This is a genomic window from Sphingobacterium spiritivorum (assembly GCF_016724845.1).
GTDB classification, from domain to species: Bacteria; Bacteroidota; Bacteroidia; order Sphingobacteriales; family Sphingobacteriaceae; genus Sphingobacterium; species Sphingobacterium spiritivorum_A.
In genome coordinates, this window is the sequence record NZ_CP068082.1 from 4,194,886 (window position 1) to 4,216,851 (window position 21,966).

General features: G+C 41.0%; 16 protein-coding genes. 11 read left to right on the plus strand and 5 right to left on the minus strand.

The features are described 5' to 3' along the window. Positions 1 to 44: 44 nt before the first annotated feature. Positions 45 to 2,432, plus strand: coding sequence for an outer membrane protein assembly factor BamB family protein (locus I6J03_RS17880; protein ID WP_201693878.1), 2,388 nt, complete (start codon positions 45 to 47; stop codon positions 2,430 to 2,432). A 99-nt stretch (positions 2,433 to 2,531) separates the two neighbouring features. On the opposite strand, the gene I6J03_RS17885 is transcribed toward I6J03_RS17880, so the two are convergent. The 4 genes from I6J03_RS17885 to acnA form a co-directional block, all read right to left on the minus strand. Then, complete coding sequence (locus tag I6J03_RS17885; RefSeq protein WP_003003340.1) at positions 2,532 to 3,518, minus strand: metallophosphoesterase family protein; 987 nt, start codon at positions 3,516 to 3,518, stop codon at positions 2,532 to 2,534. Between the two features lie 32 nt (positions 3,519 to 3,550). Next, positions 3,551 to 4,279, minus strand: coding sequence for an HAD hydrolase-like protein (locus tag I6J03_RS17890; RefSeq protein WP_003003337.1), 729 nt, complete (start codon positions 4,277 to 4,279; stop codon positions 3,551 to 3,553). After that, on the minus strand, positions 4,272 to 4,730 hold the full coding sequence (locus tag I6J03_RS17895) for an alcohol dehydrogenase catalytic domain-containing protein (protein ID WP_003003336.1): 459 nt from the start codon (positions 4,728 to 4,730) through the stop codon (positions 4,272 to 4,274). The genes I6J03_RS17890 and I6J03_RS17895 overlap by 8 nt, the downstream gene beginning before the upstream one ends. 246 nt (positions 4,731 to 4,976) lie before the next feature. After that, the gene (gene acnA / locus I6J03_RS17900; RefSeq protein ID WP_003003333.1) at positions 4,977 to 7,751 is read right to left on the minus strand and encodes an aconitate hydratase AcnA; all 2,775 of its coding nucleotides are present in this window, start codon (positions 7,749 to 7,751) and stop codon (positions 4,977 to 4,979) included. Positions 7,752 to 7,961: 210 nt separating this feature from the next. Between acnA and mnmE the strand changes: the two genes are divergently transcribed. Both mnmE and I6J03_RS17910 read left to right on the plus strand, forming a co-directional pair. Further along, a complete protein-coding gene (gene mnmE / locus I6J03_RS17905) occupies positions 7,962 to 9,338 on the plus strand; it encodes a tRNA uridine-5-carboxymethylaminomethyl(34) synthesis GTPase MnmE (RefSeq protein WP_003003330.1) in 1,377 nt (458 codons plus the stop codon). Positions 9,339 to 9,450: 112 nt separating this feature from the next. Beyond that, the gene (locus I6J03_RS17910) at positions 9,451 to 10,197 is read left to right on the plus strand and encodes a metallophosphoesterase (protein ID WP_003003327.1); all 747 of its coding nucleotides are present in this window, start codon (positions 9,451 to 9,453) and stop codon (positions 10,195 to 10,197) included. Positions 10,198 to 10,229: 32 nt separating this feature from the next. On the opposite strand, the gene I6J03_RS17915 is transcribed toward I6J03_RS17910, so the two are convergent. Further along, positions 10,230 to 10,457, minus strand: a complete 228-nt coding sequence (locus I6J03_RS17915) for a hypothetical protein (RefSeq protein WP_039989716.1) — start codon at positions 10,455 to 10,457, stop codon at positions 10,230 to 10,232. A 265-nt stretch (positions 10,458 to 10,722) separates the two neighbouring features. Here I6J03_RS17915 and I6J03_RS17920 point away from each other — a divergent pair, with 265 nt between their 5' ends. From I6J03_RS17920 to I6J03_RS17955, 8 genes are all read left to right on the plus strand, one after another. Continuing rightward, positions 10,723 to 11,940, plus strand: coding sequence for an AbiH family protein (locus tag I6J03_RS17920; RefSeq protein WP_003003320.1), 1,218 nt, complete (start codon positions 10,723 to 10,725; stop codon positions 11,938 to 11,940). A gap of 148 nt (positions 11,941 to 12,088) precedes the next feature. After that, positions 12,089 to 12,370 carry a helix-turn-helix domain-containing protein gene (locus I6J03_RS17925; protein ID WP_003003314.1) on the plus strand — a complete coding sequence of 94 codons (282 nt, stop codon included), beginning with the start codon at positions 12,089 to 12,091 and terminating at the stop codon, positions 12,368 to 12,370. A gap of 1 nt (position 12,371) precedes the next feature. Then, complete coding sequence (locus I6J03_RS17930; protein WP_003003312.1) at positions 12,372 to 13,628, plus strand: type II toxin-antitoxin system HipA family toxin; 1,257 nt, start codon at positions 12,372 to 12,374, stop codon at positions 13,626 to 13,628. A 182-nt stretch (positions 13,629 to 13,810) separates the two neighbouring features. Continuing rightward, positions 13,811 to 14,659 (plus strand): hypothetical protein, encoded by an 849-nt coding sequence (locus I6J03_RS17935; protein WP_003003309.1) that lies wholly within the window; start codon positions 13,811 to 13,813, stop codon positions 14,657 to 14,659. Between the two features lie 122 nt (positions 14,660 to 14,781). Next, positions 14,782 to 16,407, plus strand: coding sequence for a tetratricopeptide repeat protein (locus I6J03_RS17940; RefSeq protein WP_236586196.1), 1,626 nt, complete (start codon positions 14,782 to 14,784; stop codon positions 16,405 to 16,407). Positions 16,408 to 16,668: 261 nt separating this feature from the next. Then, positions 16,669 to 19,446, plus strand: a complete 2,778-nt coding sequence (locus I6J03_RS17945; protein ID WP_039989519.1) for a TonB-dependent receptor — start codon at positions 16,669 to 16,671, stop codon at positions 19,444 to 19,446. A gap of 20 nt (positions 19,447 to 19,466) precedes the next feature. Next, entirely contained in the window at positions 19,467 to 20,819 is a 1,353-nt protein-coding gene (locus tag I6J03_RS17950; RefSeq protein WP_236586197.1) for a right-handed parallel beta-helix repeat-containing protein, read from the plus strand. A gap of 19 nt (positions 20,820 to 20,838) precedes the next feature. Further along, positions 20,839 to 21,927, plus strand: a complete 1,089-nt coding sequence (locus tag I6J03_RS17955) for a phytase (RefSeq protein ID WP_003003294.1) — start codon at positions 20,839 to 20,841, stop codon at positions 21,925 to 21,927. The last annotated feature ends 39 nt before the right edge of the window (positions 21,928 to 21,966 follow it).

The window sequence follows — 21,966 nt, forward strand, 5'->3', positions numbered from 1 at the left end:
TTTCAGCAAGCTGCTGCACATGCAAAGTTTGCCCCTATGTCATCATGAGAAAAATATTACTTATCAGTGCATTTTTAACTGCTCAACTGGTACATGCACAGTATCACGGACAGGTTTACATCGATCTTAACGATAATAAGAAACCGGATCTGAATGAAAAAGGAGTAGGAGATATCCTCGTATCGGACGGATATGATATTGTCAAAACGGATGCGAATGGTAAATTTGATATTAAACCTCATGAAAAAGCCCGTTTTCTTTTCATTACCGTTCCATCGGGTTATAAGGCCAGAAAAACGCATTATATTAAACTTTCCAAAGCGGATGAAACATATGACTTCAGCCTCGTAAAAGACGAAGTTCAGTCTGCGGATAAACTACGCTTTATTCAGATAACGGATACAGAAACTCCGCTTTACGGGCAGTGGATAGACAATGTACGTAATTATGCACGCGAGCAGGGTGCTTCACTTATCATGCATACCGGCGATATCTGTTACGAACCGGGTATGCAGTTTCATGCCCGTCAGGTAAACTCCGAACTGATGCGCCGACCTACATATTATGCAGTTGGTAATCATGATCTGGTAAAAGGTGAATATGGTGAAAAATTATTTGAGGATCTGTTTGGTCCGACATATTATTCCTTTGATGCCGGTCCGGCCCACTTTGTGGTGACACCTATGGCCGGTGGCGACTATGCTCCCAGTTATACGCAGGATCAGGTGATCGCGTGGCTGAAGAAGGATCTGGCTGCCAAGGATAAGAATAAACCTTTGATCTTTATCAATCATGATTTTGCAGTAGGGAAAGATTTTGTGATGAAAGGTAAGACTGAGGAGATTGATCTCAAGCAGTATAATCTGAAAGCCTGGCTGTTTGGACACTGGCATAATAATTTTGTGCAACGCGTGGGCGAAGGTAATGTATATGTGATCTCCACAGGAGCTCCGAATAAAGGTGGAATCGATAATTCTGCAGGTCAGTTTATGGCTATTGATATCAGTAAGGACGGAGTCACTCACGTACAGCCAGTATATGCCAATCTGAAAGGGCATGTAGCTGTCGTAAGTCCTGCCGTATCCGGTATGAATACCCTTAATGGAAATAAACTGGATATAAATGTCAATATCTACGATAGTGAACGAGCGGTAACCGGAGCTTATACTTATATCTATGATCAGAGTGGCAAACAGATTGCCAAAGAGACACTGCAGCAACAGAGCGACTGGAACTGGAGAGGACAAAGTGCATTAGGTAAAGTGTCTTACGGTGTAAATTATGAGATGCTGACTGAAGTTGTATATGCCAACGGTGAACGTGAATTAAAGAAGCAACCTTTCGCGTTAACAAAGACCGTTGCTGATCAGGCTTTGCAGCTGATATGGAGTGCCAATATCGGGGCGAGTGTATGGAAAGCAAGTCCGCTTGTTGTGGATGATATGGTATTAGCTGCGACTATTGATGACGGTACGACAGACAAAAGCAAGATCGTCGCTCTGGACAAAAAGACCGGAAAAGAGATCTGGTCTTATCATACAAACAGCTCTGTTAAGAATAAGTTGAACGTAGCTGAAGGGCTTGTATTAGCTACGGATGGTGCCGGAAATGTGTATGCGCTGGATATCAAAACCGGAAAGCTCAAATGGACAAAGAGCCTTAGCGGAGGAACGCTGCCGGTATATGTAACCGGAGGTGTCGTTGATAAAGGTATTTATTATACCGGATATGGTAAATACCTGTCGGCCTTAAACGTCAAAACAGGAGATGTAATCTGGCAGAATAAGGATTGGAATAGTGGCGAGGGGATGCCCGGATCTATGCTGATCGCTAAGAATGTACTGATCACAGGCAGCAACTGGAATAGCTTATTTGCACATGACCTTGCATCAGGCAAGTTGTTGTGGAAGAGAAATGATGACGGACTTCGTTTCAGAAGCGGGGGTGTGAGTTTTGATGGTGAGTATGTATACACGACTGGACTCAACGGTTTGTTTGTACTGGATCTGAAAACCGGAGAAACGGTTAGAAAGAAGATTTTTGAAGATGAATTTAAGGTAATGGCCTCGCCTCTGCTTTTAAACGGGGAACTGATCATGCCTACATCAGTAGGCGGTGTAAAAAGTTACGATATGAAGACTTTGGAAGAAAAATGGCAGTTTAACACCGGAGAAGCATTGGTGTATACTTCGGCCTATACCAGTCCGGATCAGCACAAACCGGTCCGTACGGTAGAAAGCAGTGTACTTGCTGTCGGAAACAACCTGTACTTCGGCGCTTCGGACGGACAATTTTATGTGCTTGATCAGAGCGGTAAACTGGTACAGGCTATTACATTGGGAGCTCCTATATTCGCCGAGGCAACTCTTGCAGACCACTATATGTATGTTGCTGATTTTTCAGGTAATGTACATTGTTTTAAGATGAAATAATAGTGATAGATATACGGGTTTCATAGCAAACTACAGGCTGTAAAAAGCTGATTTCATAAAAGCGACAACGCCCCTGAATCTGTTCAGGTGCGTTGTCGTTTAGTATTTAAGTATTCTGGAATCGATTTCCGAACTAATGGGATATACGTCTTTGTAAATATCAATTCCCGTCTGTTCCAGAGGTATGCCGGCCATACTTGTTTTTTTGCCTTTGATCGAGATTTTATTCTTATTGTTAATATCGATCATAGCCCAGATTGGTTCCTCATAGACCAGTGTATATTGGAGTATACGGTGTTTTTTGTAAAAGTCTTCTGAAAATGCCTGGTTTTTGAAATCTTCACCTGCCCAGTAATAGGACGCACTGTTGATCTGCACATAATGTATCCCGTTTATTTCATTATGATAGTTCATGTGATGATGCCCGGTCAATACGAGGATGACCTTTTTGAATCCTGCCTTTTCGTTTATCTGCTCTAACAGATAGCGGACCTCCATTCCGTTATCGAGTCCGCCTAAGGTATTTTCCAGCCCCTGATGACAAAAGATTACGGTTCTTAGAGAAGTCTTTTGCAGATCGTCTCTGAGCCACTCCAGTTGCTTCTTTGCGATTGTTCGCGGATAACCCGGTATCTCGGTTGTTTCACTTTTCTCATTACCGTCCAGGACAACAAAGTGAAAACCATTCTTATCAAACGAATAGTAGGGGCGTTCAGCGGACCAGAATGCCAGCGATTGTTCTTTCGTATATCCGCCATCCGTATCATGATTGCCGAGCACATGATATTTTTCACCCTCAAAGCTGTTCCATATATCCATCAAAGGCTTATTCTGAGGTTTGGGCATGCAGAAATCTCCCAGCTGGATAATGAAATCCGGTTTTTCCTGTTTCATTGCTTCAATAAAGGCTGCTGCCCGTTTTTCGCTGTCGTGCATCAGATCATAATGCAGATCTGTGATTACACCGAACCGGATCCTTTGACTGGCTTTATCTGTACTTGTTCTGGCAGAGGCAAGTGCGGGACTCAGCAGAAGACCGGAGATCCCCAGTCCTCCGATTTTTAAAAATGATTTTCTGTTTATCATAACTGGTTTTTAAATTAACAGTAATTCCTGTATTATAAGGCTTTTATGAGTTCTATAATTTCCAATGGCTGATGTATAAGTTTATCCGAGGGATAATAATTCAGTTCATGCACTGTATGTGTTCCGTAGAGTGATCCTACAGAATATCCAACATTAGCGCGGTGAGCGGATTGTAAATCCGAAGGCGTATCGCCGATATTGAAAACCGTAGCTGCATCACGGATCTGACATTTTTCCATCGCAAGATGAATCATATCCGGTTCAGGTCTGCCGTTTACGACATCACTGCTGGATACAGAACAATTGATAATATTGTTCGAAGTGTTATGCAGTCTTATGTAATTACTGTCCAGGTCTTTATCCCAGTCCAGTTTACGCAGAATTATAGCGGTAACCTTACGGTAAAATCCTGTAGTCAATGCGATCCGGATGTCATTTTCTCTGCAGAATTCAAATACTTCCGGTACTCCGTCATAAGGTTTTGCGCCGTATGTTTCATAATGATGCTCAAGTGTATTGCAGAAAAAAGCATAGGACTCATCCACTTTGTCTTTAAACGAGGGATGATTTTCCCCGATTTCATCTTTCCAGATGGTTTCGAATACCCGGTATTTGGACCAGCCCATCATGCTGTTTATTTTTTCTGAAGACACTTCCAGTTGTGTTGCCCGGATGGCTTCAAAAAAACATTTTTCGACTTCACGATTGTCCTGTACGGTCGTACCGGCCATATCAAACAGGGCTAATTTAATTTTACTCATAATTATTGATCTGTTGTGGTTTGACAAATGATATAATATGCGTAGCCACCCCACCATGGAAACTGTCTGCTTCTGTAAGCTGACGATGCCCGTATTTATAAAGTGCTGTATTTTTCTGTGGAATATCCGGATTGTAGCTGTCTGTCTGTGGATCACTGGCAAATACAGTCCAGGTGACCAGATCGCCTTTTTGCAAGGTACTGTCGATGGCATCATATGCTTTATAATCAGAAGCGATATCCTCAATGACGCCTACAATTTCGTGTCCCAGAATGGTCGGACAGGGTTCCTGACGTATACCGCAATAGGTGTGAAGATCACTTCCGCAAAGGGTGATATAGCAGATTTTTACTAATATTTCTCCCTCCGAGAGCGATCGGACAGGCTGGCTGTGCACAGCCGGAGGCATGTTAGATTGTTCAAAAACCAGAAAATTGCCCTGTTTTATCATAATGGTAGTATAAATATATAAAATGTTTTGTAATACTAAACAATGTTTATTTATACTGTATTTTATTAGTGTTAAACAATTATGAAGATTGCAGGGATAGGTGAGGTACGCAGGTGTTGCTCCGAATACTTATAAAGTGTGAAAGGGTACTTATAAAAAAGACAAAGAATTTCCCTTTTTCCTTACTACAGGAAACAAAAATACCCCTGAAATTTTCAGGGGTAGGTGCTATATTCATTTAGCTTGTTAATTATTCTTCAGGTATTCTCTCAATACATATTGCAGGATACCATCATTCTTGTAATATTCTATCTCTATAGCGGAATCCAGTCTGGCTTTGACTTTGAAGTCAGTCGCTTTGCCTGAAGGATGTACTGCATTGACGTCCAGTAATTTATGCGGACTCAGGTTTTCGGCCAGTCCCGTGATGGTAAATGTTTCTGTTCCGTCCAGTCCCAGAGATTCGGCATTCTGACCTTCTACAAATACCAGCGGTGCTACGCCCATACCGACCAGATTGCTGCGGTGTATACGTTCAAAGCTTTCGGCTATAACTGCTTTTATACCCAGCAGAAATGTTCCTTTAGCTGCCCAGTCTCTGGATGATCCTGATCCGTATTCTTTACCTGCTAATACAATAAGTGGTGTCTGATCTTTCTGGTAGGCCATAGCGGTCTCATATACGGTATTCACTTCGTTATCTGGAAAATAGATACTGTATCCACCTTCTTTTTCAACGATCTTATTTTTAATACGTACATTGGCAAAAGTACCCCGCATCATGACTTCGTGATTCCCTCTTCGTGATCCGTAAGAGTTGAAGTCAGCCTGTGCGACATCGTGAGCCAGTAAGTACTGACCTGCAGAAGTGTTATCTTTGAACGAGCCGGCAGGGGAGATATGGTCTGTCGTGACCGAATCTCCGAGATATAATAACACACGTGCGTCTTTGATATCTGTTACCGGATTTAAGGTCTCTTTCAGCCCCTCAAAGAATGGTGATTCCTTGATATAGGTAGAATCTGATTTCCATTCGTAGTTTTGTTCCAGATTGACCTGCAGATTCTGCCAGTCTGTAGACCCGTCAAAGATGACGTCATATACTTCCTGAAAATCTTCCTGTTTCACACAGTCATTGATGGTCCGGATAATCTCTTCCCGGCTCGGCCATATATCTTTCAGATACACCGGATTGCCATTCGGATCATAATCCAGCGGATCTTCCAGCAGGTTGATATCTACACGACCCACCAGTGCATAGGCAACTACGAGCATAGGTGACATCAGAAAGTTCATCTTTACCTGCGGATGTACACGTGCTTCGAAATTACGATTGCCGGAGAGCACCGATGCCACTACCAGTTCGCCTTTATCTACGGCTTCAGCGATATGCGGAGGAAGCGGGCCTGAGTTGCCGATACAGGAAGTACAGCCGTATCCCACGGTATGAAACCTTAAGGCATCCAGATCTACATTCAGTCCGGCCCGTTCCAGATATTGAGTGACGACTTTAGATCCCGGAGCCAGAGATGTTTTGACCCAGGACTTGGTCCGTAATCCTTTTTCTACCGCATTGCGGGCCAGTAGTCCGGCGCCGATCATGACGGCAGGGTTGGAGGTATTGGTACAACTGGTGATGGCTGCAATCACGATACTGCCATCGCTCAGGATAAATTCTTTATTCTTATGCTTGATACGGACGGACTGTAGGGCTTCTTTATCTACCTGAAAATTATTAGGAGCTGTGAGTGGCACTTTTCCGAAGGTGAATTCAGTTCCTGATCCGCCATCTGCCAGCCAGGCCGCTTCACGGCGATCCTGAAAAGGCTGGTATTCTCTGTTGTGTTCTTTATCCAGCAAGGTAGCAAATTTGCTTCCCAGTTCTTTCACGATGATCTTATCCTGCGGACGTTTGGGTCCTGAAACGGTTGGTTCTAATGTAGACAGATCAAATTCGACTAATGACGAATACTGGATGGTCTCATTGCCGGTTCGCCACAGCAGATTTTCCTTACAATAGGTTTCTACAATCTCTATCTGCTCTTTGGAACGATTGGTCGCATGCATATATTCCAATGTGCGGTTATCGATAGGGAAGTAGGTGACAGTACAGCCAAATTCAGGCGACATATTGGAGATTGTAGCGCGATCCGTTACCGTCAGGTTGTCTAGTCCTTCGCCGAAGACTTCCACAAATTTGCCTACTACTCCTTTATCTCTCAATATTTTGGTAATGGAAAGTACCATATCAGTAGCGGTACAGGCATCCGGGATATTTCCGGTAAGTTTCAGACCGATGACTTCAGGACAGGTAAAGAAGATGGGCTGCCCCAGCATTGCGGCTTCCGCTTCTATACCTCCTACACCCCAGCCAATGACGCCGATACCATTTACCATCGGGGTATGCGAATCAGTACCGACTAAGGAATCCGGAAATAACCAGCCTTCTCTGCTGATGACTCCCTTGGCCAGATATTCCAGATTGACCTGATGGCAGATTCCCATTCCGGGAGGAACAACTGTAAAATTACGGAGTCCTTTTTGCGCCCATTTCAGGAGCTCATAGCGTTCGGTATTGCGGTCATATTCGAGTTGTACATTCTTATCATAGGAATAATCTGTGCCGAAGTAATCTACCTGTACGGAATGGTCAATTACCAGATCCACGGGGATAGCCGGATTTATCTTTTGTCCGTCTTTTCCGTGGCGTACATATTCTGCCCGCAGGGAGGCCATATCCACGACAGCGGGTACACCGGTGAAATCCTGCATCAGAATACGGGCCGGCTTGAAGGGTATATCTTTGTCTACGGGAGCCGGTGACCAGTGAAGCAATGTATTGACATGTTCATCGGTAATGCTGAACCCGTCAAAATTGCGGAGTACATTTTCCAATAAAATCCGGATACTGAACGGAAGATGATCTACCGAACCTCCGGGAAGGTTTTTCAGCGAACTGTAATGATAGGTTGTGCCATTAACATCAAGTTTCTGAAGTGATTTTGCTTTAGATGTGTCCATAAATTATCTCTCTTGTATAGTATTAACAAGTGATTTTTGAAATCGTTGTCAAAAAAATGAAATTTTCGCTCAGGACTGTTTTGTTTCAGATACGGCTGTCATTTTCCTGTTGCCAGCTGTCTTACAGCTGAGGGAAACCGGAATTTAAAACGGGCAATATTGTGTCTTTCTGCGCCTGTTCTTTGCTGTTGAAATACGTATCTTTGCAGCATGTCTACATCTTCTATTCAACAACAAGAGACTATAGTTGCATTGGCTACGGCCAATGGTAATGGTGCTATCGCTGTGATCCGTCTTTCGGGCAAGGATGCTATTGAAATTGCCAATCAGGTTTTTCGTGGCAAGGATCTTTCTGCTCAACCTTCTCATACGGTTCATTTCGGTACCATCCGGGATGGAGAGGAAATTCTGGATGAGGTGCTGGTCACCTTATTTGTAGGCCCTAATTCTTACACGAAGGAGCATGTGGTGGAAATATCTACACACAACTCTAAATATATTATCGAACGTATTATCAGCTTACTGATCCGCAAGGGGGCAAGGGCTGCCAAGCCGGGAGAATTTACACTGCGTGCTTTCCTGAACGGTGGTATGGATCTTTCGCAGGCAGAGGCGGTGGCGGATCTGATTGCGTCTAATTCGGCGGCATCCCATCAGATCGCTATGCAGCAGATGAGGGGCGGATTTTCCAATCAGCTACGGAAGCTACGGGATGATCTGATTCATTTTGCTTCGCTTATCGAACTGGAACTTGATTTTTCGGAGGAGGATGTGGAGTTTGCAAACCGGGATCAGCTGAAGCTGCTGATTTTACAGATCAATTCGGTAGTACGAAAACTTATTCAGTCTTTTGAACAGGGAAATGTGCTCAAAAATGGTGTTCCGGTGGTTATTGCCGGCAAACCGAATGTGGGTAAATCTACTTTGCTGAACGCTTTGCTGAATGAAGAACGTGCTATTGTATCGGATATCGCCGGTACTACACGGGATACAATCGAAGATGAGATTAATATTCATGGAGTGACGTTCCGTTTTATTGATACGGCTGGTATACGCGAAACGGTAGATGTGATTGAGGCAAAAGGCGTGGAGCGTACCCGAGAAAAGATGAAACAGGCACGCCTGATTATCTATCTCTTTGATCCGGTACAGGATACGATTGCGGATGTGGAAACGCAACTGGAAGAGGTGCGAAGCCTGAATATTCCTTTTGTGACGATTATCAATAAGTCGGATTTGCTGTCGGAAGAACAGCGTGCCGGATATCAGTCTCTTTCTCCGGTATTTATTTCTGCTAAGGAGCAGATCGGCGTTGAAGAACTGAAGGATGAACTGCTGCGTCAGGTGAACCTGGCTAATCTGAATACGGATGATGTAATGGTAACTAATATTCGCCATGTCGAAGCGCTGCAGCATACGGAAGATTCGCTGGGCAGGGTACTGTTTGGTATTGATAATCCGGTTACTTCTGACTTCCTGGCTATGGATATCCGCCAGGCGCTGTATCACCTGGGAGAAATCACGGGTAGTGTTTCTACAGATGATCTGCTGGATAATATCTTTAGTAAGTTTTGTATCGGGAAGTAAAGCTGTTTTACTTTGTGTTTCTTCGTTTGTTAACCAGTGATTTAGTTCTTTTTGACTTTTCTTTGAATTAGATATTCTGATTGAACTCTCACGTTGTAAAGTTTTTAAAAAAATGAAGATTCAAATAATCAGTGATTTACATCAGGAGTTTGGGATGACGGAATTATCTTTTGATAAGGCTGACATTGTTGTATTTGCCGGTGATATAAATCTCGGCATAAAAGGAATTCAGTGGATTCAATCAACTATAAAATCCAAACCTGTAATTTATGTGCTTGGAAACCATGAATACTACAAAGGATCGTATCCCAAAACGCTCCATAAAGTAAGAGCCTTAGCTGAAAATTCAAATGTTCATGTATTAGAGGATTCATATATTGATATAGATAATATTCGATTCCACGGTTGCACGTTATGGACAGATTTTTCAGTATTTGGTAATTCAGTGGAATATGGTATCATTTGTCAGTCGACCATGAGCGATTATAAAATGATAAGGCGTGACCCTTCTTATTCAAAGATGCGCTCCGTTGATACTTTTCAAATTCATCAGGTGTCACGGAAATGGTTAGAAGGAAGTTTACAAGGTTCTGAGAAATCTAAAAATATTGTAGTTACACATCATGCGCCAGGTTTACAGTCTGTACCAACAGAATATAAAAATGATCCTGTATCGGCTGCATATGCTTCTGATATGGAAGATTTTATTTTAATGCATCAACCAGATTTCTGGATTCATGGTCATATCCATACACCAAGTCGATATCATATTGGGAAGACAGAAATTATATGTAATCCGCATGGCTATATAGATGAGCCTTATAATGGTTATGAGAAGGAGTTGGTTGTTGAAGTGTAGACTTAAACTAGTTTTGCGAAAAGACCAAAAAGCTATTTCCGCATATCCTTATTTGTGGCATTACGACGATACCGTTTACCATCTTTAGCACCATCCCAAACGCTGGTTACTCCTTGCTTTTTAGTTGGAACCTCTTTTTCCAGACGTATTAGTTTTTTGGATACTTTTCTAAAAGTTCTATTCCATCGCCTTTTATCTTGTTTTTCTGTTTCAGCTGTAGTGATTCCGAATATTTTAGTTTTTCTTACTGATCGGGACATGTTTTTTTTGTTTGACACAAATATAATTAATAGCACATCCAACATGCACATTGAACAATTCTTTAATCATCCGCTTTTTAGGTTAGTAATTGTTAAATTTACTTCAATAGATGATATCATAACTGCATCCGATCTTGGCATAGAATCAGGCAAATAAATTCAAAAATTAAAAATATTTTTTTCTTATCAGTAGCTGTTTTATTTTTAGTGACAATTACAATCCAAATATAGATTATGATTTTAAAACGGAAAATTAATCAATAAAATGAATAGACTAATACTAATCGGTAATGGTTTTGATTTAGCGCATGGATTGAAGACCAGTTATAAGGATTTTATCTTCTGGTATTTGGATAAGTGTTTTAATCAAGCAGGAATATACGATAATGGCCATTATTTTGAAGATGATTTTCTTCGTGTTGAAGTTCTAGAATATTATAGGCTTATGGATCTTGTCAAAAATGCTGGTGACATGGGTATAAGCAGATACTTGTACGAAAATAAAATCTTAAAATTATATTTGGATTTTGAGCCCACTCGAGAATATGTTGCTCCCGACAATATTGAAAAATATGGATGTGTAAATACAATTCCCGCTCATAATGTATCCTTTAAATCGATATTTTTCAAACAACTTATTTATACATGTTTAGACTGCGGATGGGTGGATATTGAACAAGAGTATTTTGATGCACTGAAGAAATTTAATGATTCAGATAATGTCCATGATTTGGAATATATCCAAACTTTGAATAATCAATTCGCTTTTTTAAAAAGTAAGCTTGAAGAGTATTTAACGCTAGAAAATAATAGTTTTGATCAAATAGTAAATTATCCTCTTAGTAAATTATTAAGTCAAGACTTTAATTATGAGGATTTTGAAACAAGTATGGATGATGATGAATTGAGATTCAAGTTAGATTTAGATCATTCTGTTAACGAAAGTAATATCGTTCAACATAAAGCGTATATTTTGAATTTTAACTATACCAATACATGTTATTCTTATTTAGAAGAATTAAGAAAAAGAACCTTTTCTCAAGTTGCTATAAACCATATTCATGGTCAATTAAATAGTGCTGATAACCCGATTATATTTGGTTTTGGAGATGAGCATGATAAGGATTATGCTTTATTTGAAGAACAACGCAATAATAATCTTTTCGAGCATGTGAAGTCGTATCATTACTTGAAAACACCTAATTATCGTGACTTAACACGATTCCTGAATGAAGGGTATTACCAAGTTTTTGTTTTAGGACACTCTTGCGGTCTATCAGATCGAACCATGTTTAAAGAAATATTCGATCATGAAAATTGTAAGTCTGTAAAGATTTTTCATTATACAGATGGTAATGGTAGAAATGACTTTTTTGACAAGACAATTAACCTAGGTCGTCATTTTACAGATAAAGGACGCATGCGGAAGCTAATAGTAAATTTTAATGATGCAGATGCTGTTCCGCAGTTTGAAAATAAGTAAGAGATGTCAACATATAAAGAATGTGGAAAGTCCTATCCCAGCTGTCGGAAAAATAATATAGTGGATCGAATTAAATGTTTGTTTATTGTTTGATTGTTCGTTATTTCAAACATAATGATTATTTTTGTTTGAAATAACGAACGCTTAAATGAAAAGACAAGCTGTTTTACCGAAGTTTCAAGCTATATTGGAACAAATGGGTGAGAATATCAAACTTGCTCGGAAACGCCGTAAGTTGACTGCTGTACAGGTAGCAGAGCGAGCAGGTATTGCACGATCGACCTTGTACCTTATTGAAAAAGGTGATTCTAGTGTTGCTATGGGCGCATATTTCAATGTATTGCGTGTCTTAGGCTTGCAAGATGATTTCTTAAAATTAGCAGCAGATGATGTTTTCGGACGTAAACTTCAGGATTTAGATTTGTTGTAAGATGACGGTAAATAAAACAGATATATACGTCTATGCGGATTGGGTAGGTTTATCGCAGTCAACATTGGTCGGTATTTTGTCAGCTCATCAGGCAAAGGGTCGTAAAGCATTTAGTTTTGAGTATGATAAACAATGGTTAAAGACCAATGCACAACGCTTAATCGATCCTGATATTCAATTCTACTCTGGGCAACAATTCCCCAATAATAAAGAAAATTTCGGTGTTTTTCTGGATAGTATGCCTGATACATGGGGTCGTACATTGATGAGGCGTAGAGAAGCCCAATTTGCTAAAGTAAGTGGAACGAAAGCTAAAACCTTGTATGATATCGATTTTCTCTTAGGTGTGTATGATGCAACCCGAATGGGGGCTTTTCGTTTCAAACTTGATCCTAATGGTGATTTTTTGGATAATGATACGGAGAAATCAACACCGCCATGGTCGACGGTTCGTGAATTGCAACAAGCCGTTGTTCATTATGAAAATGATGAAGAGAATGAAGCCATAAATAAGTGGTTAAAATTGCTCATTGCTCCAGGCTCATCTTTAGGAGGTGCTAGACCAAAAGCTAATATTTTAGATGAAAACAAAGATCTTTGGATAGCGAAGTTCCCTTCGAAAAATGATACCATAGATAAAGCTGCTTGGGAATTTTTAACCTATCGATTGGCACTCAACGCTGGTGTGGAAATGGCGGAATGTCAATTGGAAAAAGTGAATGGTCAATATCATACTTTTTTCACAAAACGATTTGATAGAGTTGGAACAGATCGAATTCATTTTTCATCGGCTATGACCATGACAGGAAATAACGAAGATACAATCAAAGATAATCCAGCAAGTTATTTGGATATCGTTGAATTTATCCAGGATAATGGCTATCATGTCGATGATAACTTAGCTCAATTGTGGCGTAGAATCGTATTTAATATTGCTGTTTCTAACACAGATGACCATCTTCGCAATCATGGATTTATTCTGAGTTCTGAGGGCTGGAAGTTGTCACCAGCTTATGATCTTAATCCCTCTATTGACAAAGATGGCTTAGCATTAAATATTGATATGCATAATAATGCTTTGGATTTTGATCTGGCAAATAGTGTTGGTGAATATTTTAGGTTGAATGATAGTCAAATGAAGAATATTATAGCTGAAGTTTTGACTGCAGTAAAAGGATGGGAATCCATTGCGAAAGAAATAGGTATTTCTAGAGCAGAACAAGAGTTAATGAAGTCTGCATTTAGAAATGATGTTTAATTATTTCAAAGGACGACTTATCAGACAAAAAATTGTTTCGAATTTGATTCATATTTGTACTTGTTAAAAGAATAATAGGTTTTAAATCAATGGTTAACACTTTTTGTATCGGTAAGTAATCAAAAGTAAATATTACCATAAAATAACCCATATCGAAGTTTAAAAACAAAAAGCACTTTATTATGTACCTGGGAACAACCACACAAGGCAGATCAGATCAGTTTATTGTACTGGAAAAGGGAGATTCAGCAGCAGATATTTCTACTATGATGAAAGCGGAAAATATTCGCAATCTGATTGTCTCAGGAAAAGAAGCGGATGCTGATGTGCTAACCAATACTGCGTTTTCTGAAGTCTTTGGTGAAATGAAAATAGTCCATCTGAGCGATATCGGGTTCGGGAAAAGTGAAGAGCTGTTTCAATTTAAAAACGTAAAACGGTTAGAAATTAAAAACTGTAAGTTTAAAGGCAACGAAAGCTTTGACTGGTCGCAGTTGATACATCTCGAAGAACTGTTTACAAGCTATTCCAACCGTTTTCAAAACCTGTTTACTCATCCGGTACTCAAAACACTGTACATCGAAAAATTTGAGGAAGAAGGATTTGAATTCCCGGTCAATTCTCAACTGGAAACCCTTTCTATTGAGAAAAGTAAGGGTTGTAACTGGGCTTCCTTACCCAATTTCAAAAACTTAAAAGCTTTGTATCTGATTAGTATTCCTTGGATTGTGGATATCACATGGATTACGGGGCTTTCACAGCTTGAAGATATAGATTTCACTTCCTGCAAAAATATGGAAAATGTAATCGAAACAATTTCTCAGGTAAAATCGTTAAAGACGATTTTTCTGGCGAATACCAACGATTTTAAGACCTTATTGCCTTTACAAAACTTAAACCATTTACTGGAACTCACCATAGAAAGCAGTGGTAAACTGCTGGATAAAAAGAATATCGATTTTCTAAACCAGATGCCAGATCTGGAGTTTAGCATTGAAATGAAAAATTGTGCTATAAGCAATGAGGAATAAAGAATCTGCATAATTTAACGCTTTTACAATATACAATCCTCTGTAGTTTCGATCCGTATATCCCCCGATCCCCAACCTCTCTTGTTAATTTAACATTAACTTAATACTGTATCAGTTACTTTGTGGCAATTAAGATAAACAACCTTATGCTGCGCTTATTCTGTTTCTGTTATTTGTTGTCCATTACAAATCTGCTGTATGGTCAGTCGGAGGTACCACAGAAGGTACAGGCTGTGGCTACACAACACCCGGATACCGCCTTGCGATCCTTGCAGGAGCTTTATGCAAAATCCCGGCAAGCCGACAACCCACAGCTGGAAGGGGAATATCTGCAGGCAATGGGAGAGATCTGTTTTCATCAGGGGCATTATCAGCAGGCACTTGAATTTTACATTGATGCCGAGAGCGCATTTGAAAAGGTCGGTAATTCCGATCTGCTGGCGCAGAATTTCGGGAAGACCGGTATGCTCTATTTCTACAATAAGCAACACGATAAGGCACAGCATCTGTTTAAGAAAGCGCTGACCTTATATCAGAAGACCAAAAATCAGGAAGGAGAGGCCAATATTCTGGGAAGTATGGGGCAGGTGTATGAAAAGAGACAGCTCTATGACAGCGCCTTTTATTACCAAAAAATGGCTCTAGAAAAGTTTCAGCAGAGTAATAATCCCGGAGGAGCAGCCAAAATATATGAAAATCTGGGCAGCATCTATGAAGATCTGGAGCGATATGATGAAGCCTTAGAACATTTTAACCAGTCCCTGTTGCTTTACAGAGCGCAAAACAATGAGACCGGCACAATAGAAGTCATCAATAATCTGGGGGATATCCTACGCAAAACCGGAAAGTATGCTGCGAGTATCGCTAAAACCAAAGAAGCCCTGCGTCTGTCCGAAAAAACAAAAAACACCTATCAAAAGGCATCAGCAACCAAAGATCTCGGAAAAACCTACGGCCTAATGGGGCAGATGGACAGTGCTTATCACTATGCCGAACTCAGCCGTACCTATAGCCTGGAAGTCTATTCGGAAGAGGTACTCAAACAAACCTCTTTTTTACAGGTACTCTATGATATGAATAAACAGGCGGATGAGATTGCCCGGCTCAACGGCATCCGTAAAGTAAACCGTATTATGGTGATTGCATTCTCTATTGGTGCCTTACTGTCTGTTGTTTTGATATTAGTGATCATCAGCCGGCAGCGTCTTAAAAACAGGGATCAGAAAAATACAGTAGAAAAACGGGAGGCCGAGCATGCTTTTGTGCAGTTGCAACTGGAAAACAAAGTGCTGGAAGAAGACCTGCTCCGCGAACAACTCGTACTCAAAGGAAAAGAGCTTTCCATACATACCTTAAATCTGATCAAGAACAAACAATTTCTGGAACAATTGCGGGCAGACCTGTCTGCCATGGTAAAAGATGAACGTCGTGATCAGAAAAGACAGCTTCAGCAGCTTATACAGGAGATCGATAATTCCTTCAGTGAAGAACAATACTGGAAAGAATTTGCTCAGGCTTTTGAACAGGTACATCAGCAGTTTTTTGAAAAGCTGAAAAATTACAGCACAGAGCTTACAGCTTCAGATCTTCGCCTCATCGCACTGATGAAAATGAATCTCAGTTCACCTGAGATAGCCGTGATGCTGGGGATATCTACCGATAGCCTGCGTGTGGCCAGATACCGGTTAAGGAAAAAACTCCATATAGCACAAGGCGATAACCTTAGTTTTTTTATCCAGTCCCTTTAGGTCATTTTTTTATCCTAAAGATTTTTCTGTATTCCCTGTCTGTTCTGCTTAATAATTTCTTAATGTAATGATGATGTAACGATAATGGAGAATTGACTTAAGCTTAAGTTGTTTGTTTTCAATTATTTACGCAATTGTGTTGTTGTTTTGTTTACGCTGTTTGTAACGCTGTTGCCTTCCTGTAACGCTCAGAATTCTTACTGTTATAAATGTTTTTTCACTTTTGTCCTGTCGTTTAATCAGACTATTATTTGTAAAGCAATGAAGAAATTATTTGCAATTTTGATTCCATTATTATTTTGTGCAGGCCTGGTGCATGCTACAAAAATAAAAGGTAAAGTTTATGATAAGCTCAGTGGTGAAGCCCTTGTTGGCGCTACAGTAGTTTTAGAAAAAAGCGGTAAATCCGCAAGTACAGGACTAGACGGATCGTTTGAGATCAAGGGCTTGTCTGCCGGAAAGGAAAACATACAGATTTCCTATCTCAACTATGAAAGCGTAATAGAGGAGATTACGGTTTTGAAAGAAGATACGCCGCCATTTGCATTCTACCTGCTATCCAAATCCACCCAATTGATGGAAGTATCCATCAAAAGCAAAGGTGCCGGTTCGGGAGATGGAGAAGCTCGCCGCATAGAGCAGAATGCTTCGCAGGTCATGAACATTATCTCGGGTAAAGCTATTGAGCTTTCTCCGGATCTGACAGTCGCAAATGTGATGCAACGTGTCTCCGGAGTCTCGCTGGAGCGCAACAGCAACGGGGATGGTCAGTATGCTATCCTCAGAGGTATGGACAAGCGCTACAATTATACCTTAGTGAATGGCGTCAAGTTACCTTCTCCGGACAATAAGTACCGCTATATTCCGCTGGATATCTTTCCTTCCGATCTGCTGGAAAGACTGGAAGTTTATAAAAGTCTGACGCCAAATATGGAGGCCGATGCGATAGGAGGTGCGGTAAATATGATTATGAAAAATGCGCCGGAAAGATTACAGATAAATGCCAATGTATCTACAGGATACAGTCAGCTGTTTTTTGATAATAAATTTACTTCTTACAACAGTAGCAGTATACAGTCAAAATCCCCTTATGAACTGAATGGCCGGGATTATAAAGCCTCACAGGCAGATTTCAGCAAAGGCACACTGGACTACAGCAGCAAACAACCGGTACCGAATATGCTGAGTAGTCTGTCCGTTGGACAACGTTTCTTTAATAATAAGCTGGGTGTTATTGTAGCCGGAAGTTATCAGAATACCTATCGAGGAAGTACCAGTACCCTTTATAATAATGCCGTGACGGGTACAGACGAGTATGCCGTTATCACCAATAAAGTAGAGCGTCAGTATTCCGAACAACAAAAGCGTTTGGGCCTGCACTCCAAAGTAGACTATGTGCTGGATCAGAACAACAAATTCAGCTTCTACAATATGTATGTCAACCTGCTGAATGAGCAGGTGAGGGAGGCGGTGACAACCAACTACAACGGAGAGTATAAGCCTGATCTGGGCAATGCGGAACTGGTTTATCAGACCCGTAGCCGTAAGACAGATCAGAAGATATACAACGGAACATTGCAGGGGACGCACAATCTGCTGGATGATAAATTCAGCATTCGTTGGGCAGCGGTATATTCATCGGCTTTAAATGATGTTCCGCAAAATACACAAATCACCCTTAATGGTCTGGAACAGAATTTCGAACGTCGCAGAACAACTTTAGTCAATACCGCTCCGGTAAATTATCGCTGGGAACGCAATACCGACGATGATATGGCGGCCTATTGGGATCTGAAATATAAACTGGAGCTGAAAGATGCCAAACTGGAACTATCCACTGGAGGACTTTACCGGGACAAGCAGAGAAGCAGTTTCTATAATAACTACACCCTGGCACCTTCTGAATCCGATATCGGTAAGCTGTATGGCGTGGATTATCAGAATTATACCGAATTAAATCTTCGGGTCACTAATCCTACCGGAGCGGTAAGTAATCCGCTGACCTACGATGCAACCGAAAAGACAACAGCTGTGTATGCCATGTTTAATTATCAGGCAGAACGCCTTCAGGCCATCGGTGGGGCGCGGATGGAACATAATAATCAGGGTTATAACCTGTTGTTTCCGGCCGGTGAAAACTCACCTTCAGGACGTCAGGTGTATACGGATATCCTGCCGAGCCTGACCGTAAAATATCTTTTTGACAGCAAATCCCAATTGCATGCTTCTTATGCCAAATCGCTCAACAGACCGGGTTTCTATGAGCTGGTACCGAGTAAAGTTGTAAATGAAGAATATCAGGAACGCGGAAATCCTAATCTGATGCGTGCCCTGGCAGATAACTTTGACTTACGTTATGAATTATTTCCGGGCGCTTCGGAACAGCTTTTAGCGGGAGTTTTTTATAAGAAAATCAAAAACCCGATTGAATATACCTTTCAGGCAGATGCCACACGCGGACAGGATATTTACTACAGTCCGGGAAATTTTGGGAATGCCAATAATTATGGAGCTGAGGTAGATTATATCAAGTACGTCAATAAATTTGGGGTGAAAGCAAACTATACCTACACACATTCGCGTATCACGACACCCAAAACACAGCGACGTATCAATCCGACATCAGGTGATATCGAAGCGATCTCAGTAGAACAGACAAGACCTCTGTACGGACAGTCCGAACACATTGCCAATCTGGCGCTATTGTTTAAGGATACCAAAACAGGATGGGATGCACAGGTCGCTGCTGCCTACACAGGTCCGCGTATCAATACGGTATCTCAGTTTCTGAATAATGATCTGTGGCAAAAAGGATTTATTCAGATGGATTTTTCGGCAGAAAAAAGATTTAAACACGGTTTAACGGTCTTTGCAAAAGCCAATAATATATTAGATACACCGATGAAATTATTTATAAAAGGAACAAATCCGGAGAACGATAAAATTGCTGAAAATCTGGTTTCCGGAGGACAGACCTTAATCCGCAGTGACTATTACGGTCAGAGTTACCTGGTTGGTGTTCGTTATAAATTAAACTAATCCTTATAAACACTATATATATGAAATATCCATGTCGTACAGACTTCACAAACATCCATGAATATAGTTTGGATATTCCATATGACCATTGCAAATCAAATTATATACATATGAAAAAGTATATCAAACTAACAGTTCTTTTTCTGGTTATGACGGGGTTCATAAGCTGTGAGAAAGCAAATATTGATGTAGATACACGTCCGGTAGACGGATCAGCTACAGGAGAAGTATCGGGCGTGTGGGCCAAAGGAAGTACACAGGTCATCAAAGGCGATATTATCATTCCGGAAGGACAATCCCTGACTATAGAAGAGGGAGTCACTATTGTAATGGATACGATAGCTAAACCTGAAATTATTGTCAAAGGCAATCTGTATTCCCTGGGTACAGCCGAGAATCCGGTAAAGTTTACAATCTCTGAACCTTACAGAACCGAAGCGAATAAATTCGGAAAACTGTGGGGCGGAATTCTGGCTGCACCAACCTGTAAGGAACTGGTACTGGATTATACCGTTCTCGAATACGGAGGCAGCACCACTTCGGACGCATCCACTTCTGTCAAAATGGGATTGTATAAAAACAAGCCCGGAGAAAATCTGCCGGCTATCTGGTTTTCAAATGTAAATGGCAAACTGATTGTACAGCACAGTATTATCCGTCATTTTCAGGAAGACTGTACGTATATCGATGGCGGTAAAATTATCTTTTCTAATAATGAATTCTATACCAACGGAATAACCGGTGGTGATGCCATGAACTTTAAGTCGGGATCACTGGCGGATGTCGCTTACAATATCGTATACAGCATGAATTCCAATGCGCTGAAATTGTCCAATACAGGCGACCGTACACCACAGGCTTACATCATCGCATACAACAATACAATGGTCAATACCGGCTGGAGACGTCCGACTGCCAAAGGCGGATCTGTATGGGTAGAAGCAACAGTACGTGCCGATCTGTATAATAACCTGTTCGCAAATACCCGATTTGGCATCAAACGGGACCCGAAGAAACCGGAAGATACCCGATCTGTATACAGCAACAACTGGTATTATGGATTTGATCAGACAACAGTAGATCAGTTTCAACCTGGTAAGAATGATGTCATCGGCGGAGTGAACGATGTGAAAGGAACGAAGGCAGGGGAGAATGATCCTAAATTTGTCAACTATCCGCTCAATACAGCAATGACACTGCCGGATTACAACAAAGCATGGGATTTTCACTTACAGGGCAATTCGCCTGCATTGACAAAAGGTACGACCACCTTTAAACGTCATTACAAAGACGGAATAGTTCTGGAAAACGGAACACGATACAGTTCTCCGGAGCCGGCATTATATGTAGGGGCATACGGCATAAAATTATAACAGAGATATAAACAACATCATGAACAAACTACAAAAGATAAATTTGGCTGTACTGGCACTGTCACTTATGAGTCAGTATGCTTGTCAGCAATCTGGCAAAAATAACACCGTAAACACAGATAGCACAGAAGTACAACCGGCAGTGATCTCCGAAGCTGTACAATTTGATTCGGATGATCCTGCAATATGGATCAATAAGAAAGATCCTTCAAAAAGTCTGGTGCTGGGTACAGACAAGGATGAAAACGGTGCGCTTTATGTATTTGATCTGCAGGGAAAGATTGTGAAAGATAAGGTGGTTCGCAACTTAAAGCGTCCGAATAATGTAGACCTGGCCTACGGATTGATGCTGAACGGTAAACCAACGGATATTGCGATCACGACAGAGCGTTTTACGCACAAGCTGCGGATCTTCTCATTGCCGGATATGAAAGCAGTGGACAACGGCGGTATTCCGGTATTCGAAGGAGAGACAGGTACGGATTACCGCGATCTGATGGGAATTGCTATATACACGGCACCCACAGGTAAAATGTATGCTATTGTAGGTCGTAAAAACGGTCCTAAGGACGGATATCTGTGGCAATATTTGCTGGAGGACAATGGTCAGGGACAGGTGAAAGCAACGCTGGTACGTAAGTTTGGTGAATACTCGGGTAAAAAAGAAATCGAAGCTATAGCTGTAGATAATGAACTGGGCTATATCTACTACTCAGATGAGCAGACAGGGGTACGTCAGTATTATGCTGATCCTGAAAAAGGAAATAAGCAGCTTGCTCTATTTGCAACAAGCGGATTTGCTGAAGATCATGAAGGGATATCGATTTATAAACTGACAGACAGTACCGGCTATATTCTGGTATCTGACCAGGGAGCAAATCGTTTTCAGATCTTTAGCCGTGAAGGAACAAAAGAAAATCCATATGCCCATCAGTTACTCAAAACAGTACCAGTAGCGGCACGTCAGAGTGATGGTTCTGATGTGGTGAATGTACCGCTGAATGATACGTTCAAAAACGGATTGTTTGTAGCGATGAGTGATGACAAGACATTTCATTTTTACAGATGGGAAGATATAGCCGGAAAAGAGCTGAAAGTAAAAAAATAAATTCTTAAGCTCTTTTCAGACCAGGCTTGAAAATAACAG